At 46.4% G+C, this 12382-nt stretch carries 9 protein-coding genes; 2 read left to right on the forward strand and 7 right to left on the reverse strand.

Annotated elements, in window-relative coordinates; all coding sequences use genetic code 11:
• Positions 1–161 precede the first annotated feature (161 nt).
• Positions 162–2489, forward strand: coding sequence for an ATP-binding protein (locus tag ONT18_RS11430; protein WP_264905676.1), 2328 nt, complete (start codon positions 162–164; stop codon positions 2487–2489).
• On the opposite strand, the gene ONT18_RS11435 is transcribed toward ONT18_RS11430, so the two are convergent.
• The 7 genes from ONT18_RS11435 to ONT18_RS11465 all read right to left on the reverse strand — a co-directional run bounded on the left by ONT18_RS11435 (position 2443) and on the right by ONT18_RS11465 (position 10346).
• Positions 2443–3408 (reverse strand): phage antirepressor, encoded by a 966-nt coding sequence (locus ONT18_RS11435; RefSeq protein WP_264905677.1) that lies wholly within the window; start codon positions 3406–3408, stop codon positions 2443–2445. The two genes, ONT18_RS11430 and ONT18_RS11435, sit on opposite strands and share 47 nt — an antisense overlap.
• 115 nt (positions 3409–3523) lie before the next feature.
• Entirely contained in the window at positions 3524–4084 is a 561-nt protein-coding gene (locus tag ONT18_RS11440; protein WP_264905678.1) for a DUF5675 family protein, read from the reverse strand.
• A gap of 13 nt (positions 4085–4097) precedes the next feature.
• The gene (locus ONT18_RS11445; protein WP_264905679.1) at positions 4098–6698 is read right to left on the reverse strand and encodes a hypothetical protein; all 2601 of its coding nucleotides are present in this window, start codon (positions 6696–6698) and stop codon (positions 4098–4100) included.
• A gap of 18 nt (positions 6699–6716) precedes the next feature.
• Positions 6717–7229, reverse strand: a complete 513-nt coding sequence (locus ONT18_RS11450) for a spore coat protein (RefSeq protein ID WP_264905680.1) — start codon at positions 7227–7229, stop codon at positions 6717–6719.
• Between the two features lie 165 nt (positions 7230–7394).
• Positions 7395–7772 (reverse strand): hypothetical protein, encoded by a 378-nt coding sequence (locus tag ONT18_RS11455; RefSeq protein WP_264905681.1) that lies wholly within the window; start codon positions 7770–7772, stop codon positions 7395–7397.
• Between the two features lie 618 nt (positions 7773–8390).
• Positions 8391–9065 carry a nuclease-related domain-containing protein gene (locus tag ONT18_RS11460; protein WP_118065795.1) on the reverse strand — a complete coding sequence of 225 codons (675 nt, stop codon included), beginning with the start codon at positions 9063–9065 and terminating at the stop codon, positions 8391–8393.
• 297 nt (positions 9066–9362) lie between these two features.
• Entirely contained in the window at positions 9363–10346 is a 984-nt protein-coding gene (locus ONT18_RS11465) for an Rpn family recombination-promoting nuclease/putative transposase (RefSeq protein WP_118192117.1), read from the reverse strand.
• Between the two features lie 748 nt (positions 10347–11094).
• Here ONT18_RS11465 and ONT18_RS11470 point away from each other — a divergent pair.
• On the forward strand, positions 11095–12327 hold the full coding sequence (locus tag ONT18_RS11470) for a site-specific integrase (protein ID WP_153083897.1): 1233 nt from the start codon (positions 11095–11097) through the stop codon (positions 12325–12327).
• Positions 12328–12382 lie beyond the last annotated feature (55 nt).

Raw genomic sequence — 12382 nt, forward strand, 5'->3', positions numbered from 1 at the left:
TCCACCTTCAGAAAATAGTAATTACGCGTCGCTTTCAATGAAACAGGAGATAGATGACCAGATTTTGGCATTTATCTCCTGTTTTCGTTGGTTTATATCGCATTTTTGATTAACTTTGCACGCAAATAGCAAAAAGACTCAAAACATTAAAAGATAAGAAGATGCAGCAAACAAACGTTCCTTTCAAGGTAGCCCTGGGTTACATCATCGTCGCCATCGTACTGATTCTGGCGATAGGGTTGGTATATCGCAACACCACATCCGTGCTCGCTATCAACCAGGCAACCCGCGACTATATCGAAAAGCGACAGGCAGCCGACAGCACCATGTCCAACCTGCTCAAGGAGGAACAAAACAATCTGCAGCAGCTTACCCGCGCCATGCAGGGCAAGTCATCCCACAACTATCTGCACGAGAAGATGAACAGCCTCAACAGTGGCGAAGATTCCGTTGTCGTGCATTCCAAGGCACCCAAGACTCATGTGGCAAAGAACACCACCGTAGAGGTGATGAAAACCCGCAAGGGCTTCTTCCGCCGCCTTGCCGATGCCTTCAAGAAGGAGCATGCCGAAACGCTCAGCATCAGACGCGACAGTAACCAGGCTGTCACCGATACCCTCTCTACCCCGGTCAACTTAGCCGGAAACGTAGCCAATATTCTGGAACAGATTGACCGCAAGGAGAAGCAGTCTACGCACGATAACCACGAGGCCATCAACCGCGAGGTGAGAGACTTGCAGATAACCAATGCCCGCCTCGCCCTGCGCTCCTCCCAGCAGCTCAACGATATCCACCAGCGCGAACGTCAGGCGATGCAGCAGGCTATCAACCAGGCGATGCAGGCGCGCCAGAATCTGCTCTGGCAGATAGGTCTGCTTGCCATCGTAGCCATCACAGCCGCCGTCATCCTCGTCTATTACATCTACCGCGATACGCAGAAGGAACGCATCTACCGCGAGAATCTCGAAGAGGCTAACGAGGAAATCAGGCGCATCATGAACCAGCGCGAACGCCTGCTCCTCACCATCACCCACGACATCAAGGCTCCGGCTGCCAGCATCTCGGGCTTCATCGACCTGATGAAGGATTATGTCGACAACCCGCAGGGCATCTCCTGTCTCAACAGCATCAAGGGTTCTGCCACCCATCTCTCCCGGCTCGTTGCCGCCCTGCTCGATTATCACCAGTTGGAAAACGGACTGATGAAGCTGAACCCTGTAGATTTCTCGCCTGCCGACATGTTCCGCCAGTGTGCCGGAGAGATGCAGATCCTGAGTCAGGAGAAGGGATTGGAACTGCATCTGGAGCTCGATGGCATCAGCAGTCAGCAGACCTACTACCGTGCCGATGCCTTCCGTATCCGTCAGATACTCAACAACCTGGTGAGCAATGCCATCAAGTATACCGATAAGGGCAGCGTCACCATCCAGGCATCCATCAGTCCCCAGCACCTCCTCACCTTCTCGGTAAGGGATACCGGCAAGGGCATGACCACCGAAGAGCAACAGAAGGTGTTCCAGGCGTTTACCCGTCTGAAGAGTGCCCAGGGCATCGAGGGCACCGGTCTCGGACTGAACATCACCCAGGAACTGGTCAATCTGCTTCAGGGCACCCTGCGTCTGGAATCCGTCAAGGACAAAGGCAGCACCTTCACCGTCACCATTCCGCTTGCCTTAGGTACCGCTCCTGCAGCAGAAGAGGCAGAAGAGCAGAAGCCGCTCACCCCAGCCAAGCCCCATTTCGAAAATCACAAGATACTGCTGCTCGATGACGACCCGTTGCAGCTCCGTCTGCTTCAGGAGATGCTGAAGAAGCTGGTAGGCGACAGTTGGCAAGTCTTTGCCTGTCTGCATGTAGCCGAGGCGCTCACCGTGCTCCACAACGAGCATCCTGCGCTGATGATGATGGATATCGAAATGCCCGAGATGAACGGCATCAGGATGATTCAGCACATCAACCACAGTCACATGAAGGTAGTAGCGATGACCGCCCACGATGCCAGCATCATCAGAGAGTTGAAAGAAGCCGGTTTCGACGATTGCCTCTTCAAGCCGTTCAGCACAGAGAAGCTGAAAGAAATCCTCGGTTTGGAGGATGCAGCATCAGAAGCGGAGGATATGGCAGAGGAAACCAATAAGAATTCCCGCTTTGCAGCCCTCCTGACCTTTGCAGAAGGCGATCCGGAGGCAGAAGCCGAGATACTCAGCACCGTCAAGCAGGAGTTGTCATCCCATCTCCAGAACCTCCAGCAGGCAACAGAAGGCGAGTTATCGATAGAAGCCATCGGCAAGACAGCCCACAAGCTTCTCCCTATCGCCACGATGATAGAGATGGAGAGCCGCCAGCACATCGCCGCCCTCGCTCCCGAGCATATCAGCGATCTGTCAGAATCTCAGATAAGAGCCTACACCCAGGTCATCATCGCCGACCTGAAGGGGCTTTTTACTTTTCACACAGTTCCCAGTATCGCTGAGCAAGGTCGTGGATGAACTTTCGTCCTCGTTCGGTCCATACGAGATAGGTATGGGTGTAGGCTCTGCCCATCTTCTCCTGTCTGCCATCGCTCTTCGGGTCGAGGAAGGCGCTGTAGCGGGTACGGCTCTTTGCTAAACCCATGTGAGCATAATCAGCATAGAGAAGATACTGACCGCTCTGGTAATACTGAATATGCAGGGCGCAGAGCGAGCGGTTCAGCTCCTGGGCTGTGATACCGAGTTCCTTCGCAATCTGCGTAGTAGTGAAGCACGAAACGGAATCAAGCACGTTATCGCTATACAATGCTTTAGGCAGAAGATTACCCACCTGATTCTCCAACTGTATGATGTTATCACCATTCTTAGCGATGCGAACTACCTGCTCATCAACCACATCATTCAAGCGTCGGATTTCCGTATCCTGTTCGCCGATAAGTTTCTTCTGCTGTTCAATCTGCAGGTGCTGCTTCTTCAGCAGATTCTCCTTCTCCTTGAGCGTAGCACGGAGAATTTCTTCAGCATGTCGGATTGTCTCCTCATCGCTCTCTCCCTGCTGCACCGGGATATAACCACCCGTCTTGCGAATCTGTGGCAGCACATCAGCCGTAACCCAGTTCTTGAACTTCACGGCAGTAGAAAGCTTAGAGCCGAGAACCAAAGCATAGAAACCACTCTCGTTGACGAAGAGCATCTGCTGAGTTCGTACTGTTCGGCTTCCATCTTTTCGAAGGCTGCCCGGAACCTTGTTACGGCGTTTCGCCGTATCAAGGTCGTTAACTAGTTGACTTACAGCATCATTTGCTCTCTTATACCCCAGTATATTACAGACATCCTTTGCACAGAACAAAGGCTCCCCATTTTCATCGGTCAAGGTACGGATCTTGCCGAATTCAGGGTTTTCAAATACGACAGCAGCTGCTGCCTTCTTATCCATTTCTACTTTATTTGTATTAACTGACTTTACCATAATAATTTGTTTTTAAAAATTAATCACTAAAAATTCAACATTCAACATTCAAAAATCAACATTCAACATTCAACATTCAACATTAAATGATCGTAATCCAAACGCTCTCCTCCCGTTCTCTCGCTGCGGTAATGGCATTCATGAGCCTGTGCAGCCAGATGCGGGAATTAAAGACGGCACCCTGTATTTTATTTTCACCTACCAGAATGCAGCCCTGCGTATCATCGGGATAATTACCGGCATGGATGCGGATGCCCTCAAAATCAGGAACACCCTGCACCAGTGGAAGCCACTTCTTAAACCTTGGCGATTTCGAGATAACAACAGGATACGAACCTTCCGGTATCGCCGTATGACCCGGTATCTTGCGGGCCTTCTTGCCCGATACCCTGCTATATCTACCATCCTCCTCTTCCGGCTTCAGTTCGACACCCAGGAGATTTCTCCACGTAGGCTCCAGGGTATCACAGAAGTAATGTTCCTTGTCCAACTTCGCCTTATCGAAGCTGTGCTCAAAGATACGCTTGTCGCCTATTTTTACCCCCGAACGCCAGGTACGTTTCACATCCTTATCGCTCAGGATATAAAGATGACCTATCGTATAAGTCTTCTTCTTTGCTATTCTTTTTACTACTATTTCCATAATTCAAACTCCATTAAGATTCTAATATTTTTACCTCTTTACCATCCTTGCGGTTACGTAGCTTTTCAAAACTGAATAACTGAATACTGATTACGTCACCCGTTACACCCTTAGGCGGAATCTTCCGGATATAGTTTCGGTTCACCCAATTACGCAACATCGAAGGAGTGCCCTTCTTGTCCATGCCCAACTGCGAGCGGAGATATTCTGCCTGCTGGAAATTAAAGACATCAGGCAACTGCTGCAACAGATTTGCCGGTCCACGCTTACTCGATTTCTCGTTCGAAAAGTTCGCCCTCTTGATGGCATCACCAAAGAAACGCATCTTGCAGTAGAGGTCGTAACGCTCGCTCCAGCGGATGAACTCATCTATCTCCGGCTCCCATTTGCAACCGTTCGCCACATACAGCACACACGCCTTCAGGTAGGCGATGACGTTGGCACGGAAGGAAAGATTCTCATAAACCCTATCCTGCGACAGACGTGAAAACTCAGCATTCTCATCCTTCAGCCGGAGGGCAAGTTGGAATGCCTCAGGACAGTCAATCAGTCCCCTGGCGTTGTTCAGATTCTCAATATAAGGCTTCAGCGCCTCACGGTAAGCATCATTGTAATCGCCGTAAACAGGCATTTCATCACCGATTTCACGCTCCGGAATGGTACAGAAATTGATACGGCTTATCGGACCGTCTGTCAAAACTTTTGAAAAGTAGCGCTGCCCCTTTTGGATGGTGGTAGATGCATTCCAGTTGAACCTTATCGTTACCCTTTCTGTCACAGATTGAACGCCCACGCGCTGTTGGCCAAAGAGGTTGAATGGATCAAAGGCGAGGCACATGATGCGGAACTGCTGGTTACCGCTACCCCGGAGTGCATCAAACTGATCCAGCTCATTGAGCGAAGTATAGAGGAACCGCCCCTGCGCCTCAGCAGTTCTCATCACGAATGCCGGATTGGTCATATCAGCATCAATCTCCTGTATAACGAGGTTGTCCGGTCGCTTACGCTTGTCCTTGTTGGCGCCCTTGCGCGTCATCTCCTCCTTCCATTCCTTCTCACGTTTCAGATTCTCCGCATCCCGTTTCCGGATATCCTCCATAATATAGCTAATCGGCTTGTTTACAGAAGATTTACCAGCGCCCGTACCAGCCAGCAAGCACGTAGACAATGTAGCCTCATGCACTACATTATCAATATATCGGAAGCTCGTCTGCCAGAGGTGCGTAGCGAGCGGTGGGAAGATAGCGTGCGCCACTGCCGGTTTATAAACCTCCGGTGTCCGAGATATCAGCAGTTCCACCAGTTTCGGCAGTTTCTCCGGCATCGCTGGCGGTTCCGGATAATCCTCCTCGCTACTTTGAACTTGGAGCATAGAACTTTGAACTGTATGATTTGCGTTAGGGCTATTAACTGTTAACTGTAAACTATTAACTTGTTGGCTGGCCTGTTTTTCCGCCAGCGCATTCACCCTTATCACATCCCTCGACATCGGCTTGCAGCTGTCAGCATATTTCGCATAGAAATCATGTATCAGCTGATGGCAGTCATCCTCCTGATAGTAGCTCGGCATTTTCGTCCTCACCACCTTCATCAGTTCCTCCTCGCTCATCACCCTCGAAGCGCCTGCGCTCATGATGGCGAGGAGCGAAGAGTGCCGAGACCCAACGGTATCAATCGCCATCCCCTCAAGCCCAGCCGACTGCACGAACAGATCAAAGGCTATCAGATTCTTCTCACTGGCCTCTCCCAGTTCACCAGTGCCATAATTACCTCCAGGATTCCCGAGATGAGGATCATCAACATAATTGCTATTACCAGATTGGGCAGGCTGAACAGCAGTGCCAGCAGGAGCAGCATAATCGCCACGATTGCCCGAAAGTCTATTGTTTTCATTATTTTTACTATTGCTATTAACTGTAAACTGTAAACTATTAACTTTTGCATCCCCTCTTCCGTCCACGGTCAGTCCACGGTCGAGAAACGCCTGCCTGCGCTTCATAATCTCTTCATTACTCAGCACTGCGCACCACATTTTAGACCGGTAGATTTCCGAGTCCTTATCCGTCAGGAAAATCATCCTCTCAGGTGTGATGCAGCTTTCATCATAAGGCACGCCCAGTGCCTCACAATACGCCTTCTGCGTCTCCTCGATGGTCATCCCAATCGGCATTCTAATCCCGATATGCAGTTTTTTGCGAGCGCTATAACAGAGATGCAGCAAACTCCCATTCCAGATACCCGAAGAGCAGTTCAGCTCGCGCGCCTTCTCAATCGCCTTTTCCACATACTCCTTATCATCCACATCGATAATCGTCTGGAAGAGAAAGCTTTCCGGCATCGCATTCTCCTGTCTGCGCACATTATTTTTGAACATGCCGTAGTGCGGACAGAAGAAAGGCAGCTCGCTCTTGAGCCTCTCCTGCGCCTTCTTCACCGCCTGCGCATCGTTCAAATCCACTCCGTCAATCGGCAATTCACCCCGAATCTGCTGAATCATCTTCTTAACGGCAGCCGATTCAATCACCTTATCATAAGTATCAATATTGTAAGAAAAAACTTTCCCTTTATTTCCCTTACGATAAGGATTAATTGCCACTACATGTACTATCTCCATTTTACCTCCATATTTTTATTAATCGAACACTTCGCTGTTAATCATGATATACCCTGAGCCATAACTTACATTGATAGGCAGAATCAGCGAGTTATCAGAAATCTCGTCGACCCCGTTCGCCTCGAAGAGCGAAGCATTCTCGGCATCATTCAGTCTGCTCTTGACGAACCCTATTACCCATTTTGCCGCAATCTTCTCGGCAGCAACACGCCTGTCAACAAGGTCCTTCACCAGCTGTTCATCGCAGAAGTTGATATCCGCATTCACGTTCTCAGCCTCCGCTTCTTCCTTCCCCATTTCCTGGTTCTCGAAGAAGAGGTTATACTTGATTTTCATATTCTTCATCATTACGATGTTCAGATTTTTCAGTTCCCCCTCCGAGTCAGCAATCGTTTCATAGAGTTTCTGTACCGACTTCTTGAAGATGTTCTTCACGTCCATCAGGCAGTAATAGATTTTCCCGTCAATCACCACCACCCTCAGTTTTCCGTACTGCGGATGAGCAAAATAAAAAGGTTTCATTACTTTCATTTTCAATTTTCCTTTTAAAACAGTTGGGCGCTCCCACAACGGTTGATGTGCTTATACACAAAAGCCCCCGAAACTCAGACCATATCGGTTCTGAATTCCGGGGGCAAAGGTAGAAAGAATGTTTGGTTCCTACTTGGTAGTCGGTTGGTAGGCTACCAACTGGTATTACCCTACAATTCGCTCTAATTTCTTATAATAAAGCATAGCAGCTTTAGTATCACAATGCTTCTGATAGGCACTCTGCAAAGCACCTTTATCACAATGCCACAACTCAGCAAAAGATTTCCACATGCACATTCTCTGCACCTTCCCCGACAGGAATGCGACAATCACGCTACGCTGAGTCCACGACTGGTTCTTCAAGGCATAGGATGCCCCTAGGATACCAGCTTCTGAAAGCCTATCCAGCAAGTTTCTCATCTCTGGAAAGTCCAGAGACATAGGCAACAACGGCTCATTCCCACAAGCCCTATCATTGTCAACACCATTAAGAGAAGATTCCATCTCTCTTATCATCACCTCCAAGGTACTAGCCTCGGTCATTACTTTTTTCAACTGCGCTTTCAGGTTATTAATTTCTGTTAAAATTATTTTTTCAGTCTTCATAGAGTATTTATTAAATAAATACCGATTTTGACGTGTTCGTTCCGCATAAGGCCTTACACCAAAATTGCCCATGCAAGATCGGTTTTTGGTTGATAAATAGACAAAAAAATGCCCGTCTCCAACAAGTGAAAACTCGTCAGAGGCGGGACATTCATTTATCTTTCAAATACAAAGGTATAACAATTTTCTCGAATTACAAAGAATTTCTGAAATAATACTAAGAAAAACTCATTTTTTCTTTCGTTTTAAAACTAAATCACATAAAAAGTGAATTTCTTAGATATATTTGTTCTTGAACCACATGCGAAAGTTCAGTAAAGAGTCCACTTGAAAAAGTCATTTTTACGAAAACGTGCCATTGATTGTCAATAAGTTACAAAGACAAAAAATATGATTCGGGACTTTTTCAAGTGGACTCAGTAAATTTACGGTAGGTGCATCGCTCTGCACAATCCTTATTTCATTGCAATCTTGATAGAATCCTTACCCACCTTGGCGATAACCAAAGACTCGGATACAGCATAAGAGGGTGTAATTTTATATACTACCCACTCATTAATTTAGTGTAAACTTGCATTTAGGAAAGTTCGAACACCCATAAAAAGAGCCATATCTTCCATTGCGTAAAACTAACTGGCCACCACATTGTGGGCAAACACCTTGCCTTATTAAGTTCTTTGCTCTATATTGCCTATCTTTAACATTCTGCTTGTGCTGTCTTATTTCTTCCTTATTTGCTATTGTGTAATACCGTTGAATAGAATTGATAATCCAATCAATTTGTGTAGCATTTAGAATAATGTCTTGATATTGAGATATTGCCCAATTCAAGTTGCATCTGTTTACAACTATATGGTTACTGACATGAACTTTCAACTCTGCAGAATTATTAAATACAACAATCGGAATAAAAGGGAAATCAACAGGACATTTAAACAAATGGCGAAGAAATCTTACATGCCCCTCATTCTGCTTTATCGGATTATAAAATTGGTGTTTACTTTTGTAGATGACCTGAGTCCAATATTCTGAATTCTCTCCACCTAATATCCAACCTTTATAACCCTTTGTCTCAATGACGAATACCCCATAAGGTGACACTACAATATGGTCAATTTGAGTTGAGCGTCCATTACTCTCAAACAATAAATTGTTGAATATTGTGTATTCGTCTGACAGCTGCAACATTTTCTTATGCACCAACCTTTCGGAATATTTACCTTTCCACATTGGCATCTTCAATTTTAAGAAGATTACCAACGCAAGAAATACTACCAAACAAACTATACCCATATTTTACCAAACCTAACATATTTGTTTAATCCATTTTATGTACTTAAGAGAAGCTTCGCATAAGTTCTGTAAACTAAAGCTACATACTACCCATACGCCCTGTTTTAGGATGTATGGGTAAGTGCAAATGATGCGGCATTCCGGATAATGCTGGTATCCAATCCTACCTGTCCAAGGAAACTTCATCTGCAACAGATGCAGCCACGGAGATCATTCGTTTCTCCAGGCAGTTCCTTATCCTTTCAGCTGCTGTAACTGACTCTCCGACAATCCTGTTATTTCCATCACCGTGGCAGCATCCATACCATTCGCCAGCATCTTTCTGGCAATCTCAAGGCTTCGCTTGTTCATGCCCTTTTCCACTCCTTCTGCCAAGCCCTTTTCCACTCCTTCTGCCAAGCCCTTTTTCATTCCTTCAGCCAGGCCCTTCTCCATGCCTTCAGCCAGGCCCTTCTCCCTGCCTTCAGCCAGGCCTTCTTCTTTCCCTTCTCGCTTAGCGGTATCAATCGAATTCTTGATATCACGATATGCCATCTTGCTGGCTTCATACTCCCGCTGCTCCTGTGGAGTGAATTTTGCAATCTCGGCTTCTTCGAATAGGCGGTCGAAGACCTTGTCGCATAACGCCTTAGGGCGCTGAGTAAGCTTGTAGAGGTTCTTTAGCGCATAGAGCCACTTGTCGTAGAGCGTTTCCAACTCGTCCAGCGACTTGTTGAACTTGGCGATTTCCACGTAGATAAATTCCAGCTTATCGTAGAAAATCTTGTGCGTGGCAGTATCACACAACTGCACATGATGGCGGATTTCTTCCTTATTGAAGGCTTCCTCGTTCATATTGAAGTTGAGCAGGGCAATGGTGTAGATATGGTTGAGCTTGAAATCCCATTCATTACCCTTGGGAGCCTGCTCACGGATAGGGAAGGTGGAATAGAACAGGGCACGGTCCTTGAAGTATGTCTGGTAGGCATTCTGCATTTCCACGATAAACTTCTCGCCGTTTTCTCCTTCGCAATATACATCGAAGATGGCCTTGCGGTCGGTATATACATCTCCCACGTGCTCCGGGTTCAGATACTTCACGTCCTTAACAACCTGTCTTCCGTTGAACAAGCTGTTGAGGAAACAAATCAGCAAATCCTTGTTGGGAGCTGATCCGAAAATTCGCTTGAAACCGAAATCGGTCAACAAACTGATATATCTTTCTTCTACCTGCTTCATAATCCCAATGTTATTAATATTTCTATTGCATCAGCAAAGTTACGATTTTATTTTCATACCTGCAAGAGTTTTCTGATAAAAATTGAGAAAATGTTTATAAGTGCGCGAAAAATATAAGAACAATCCTTTCTGCAATTGCCTTGTTCCGTATTCAGTATTCAGTTATTCAGTTTTTTTTAAACCCTTACATGGATAAAGGGTTTGAAAACCCGGAAGAAAGGGATTGGTTATTTTGTAATGTATTTTTTATTATTATATTATATTATATATATTTATATATATAGATATATAGATAGTATATAAACTTTACTTTTTAAGGGGGTAAAAAGTAACCCCTTTAAAAAAAACTGAATAACTGAATACTGAATACGGTGCTGTGTTTTCTTCTTTTTAACTCTATGTTTTCTCTTCTGAAAAAGTATGAGTTGCGGGGCGCAAAACGGCGAGTTAGATTGTTTAACATAAAGCTCTAAAGCAGCCAAAGGAGAATAAAAGAGGTTGGAACGTAAACAGTTGGGAATGAGTAGATTTGCACAAAGTTGCCAAATCGGCATAAAGCAAGCGAGTGAGGAATATTGAAGTAGTTCAGTTACTAAATCGTGAGCCACAGTTACCTATGCAAAGCAGGTAACAATGCGGAAAGGCAACTTTGTGCATCAACGGATTTTATTGCACTGATTCTCAATGATTTGCGCATCAAGGAACGCTTACAAAATGATTATATTTGCACACTCAAAATGTAAGCGTTATGAAAATAGAAAAATTCAAGGTGTTGCTCTACCTAAAAAAGAGCGGAATGGACAAGAATGGAAAAGCTCCCATCATGGGACGCATCACGGTGAACAGGACTATGGCGCAGTTCTCCTGCAAGTTGTCTTGCACTCCATCGCTTTGGAATCCTCGTGCCAGCCGATTGGAGGGCAAGAGCAAGGAAGCCGTGGAAACCAACAAGGACATCGAGCAGTTGTTGCTTTCCATCCAAAAGGCTTTCGATGTGCTTGTGGAAAAGAGAACGGACTTCGAGGCTAAGGATGTCAAGGAGGCTTTGCAGGGCAGCGTCAAGACACAGACCACCCTTCTCTCCTTCGTGGACGAGCATATCAGTGAACTCAGCACCCATGAGGGCATCGATATGTCGAAGAGCAGTGTCTGGACTTACAGAAAGATTCGCAAGAATCTCGCTGAGTTCATCGGGGAGAAGTATAGGTTGACTGATTTGGCTTTCGGACAGCTGACCGAGCCTTTCATCAGTGACTTTCACCATTACTTGCTTGACGAGAAAGGCTTTTCATCAGGAACCATCACCATCTATGTGTCGCTCTTCAAGAAGATGTGCCGCATTGCCTTTGAGCGAGGCTTGTGCAAGAACCTGCTGTTCGCCCATTATCGGGTTGGCACTCCAAGGGTTACGACACCCAAGGCTCTCAGCATGTCTGATTTCATAAAAATCCGTGATGTGGAACTGCCCGAAGACAAGCCGAGACTATCCGTTAGCCGTGACCTGTTTCTTTTCGCCTGCTATGCAGGAACAGCCTTCATAGACACCGTTTCCATCACGAAAGCCAATGTCAAGGTGTTGGAGGATGGTGACAAATGGCTCATCTATAACCGCAAGAAGACCGGAACACTTGCCAGGGTGAAACTCCTGCCCGAGGCGTTGGAGCTGATGGCGAAATACGAGGACGGGGCAAGAGATACCCTTTTCCCATTGCTGAGCACGAATCGTGTTCGTATCGACCTCATCACCATCTGCAAGTTGGCGGAAACGAGCAAGACCTATTCCTACCATTCGGGACGACACTCGTTCGCCAGCCTCATTACGCTGGAGGCTGGTGTGCCGATGGAGACCATCTGCAAGATGCTCGGTCACAAGGATGTGAAGATGACGCAGCGGTATGCGAGAGTAACCCAAAAGAAGCTGTTTGAGGACATGGACAAGTTCATCGCTGCAACCGAGAAGGACTTTATTCTCGCATTATGAACAAGGCTTTCAACTTTTCTTTTTACAGTTTCAACTACATTATTATATTATAAGG

It is taken from the genome of Segatella copri (assembly GCF_026015295.1).
GTDB lineage: Bacteria > Bacteroidota > Bacteroidia > Bacteroidales > Bacteroidaceae > Prevotella > Prevotella copri_C.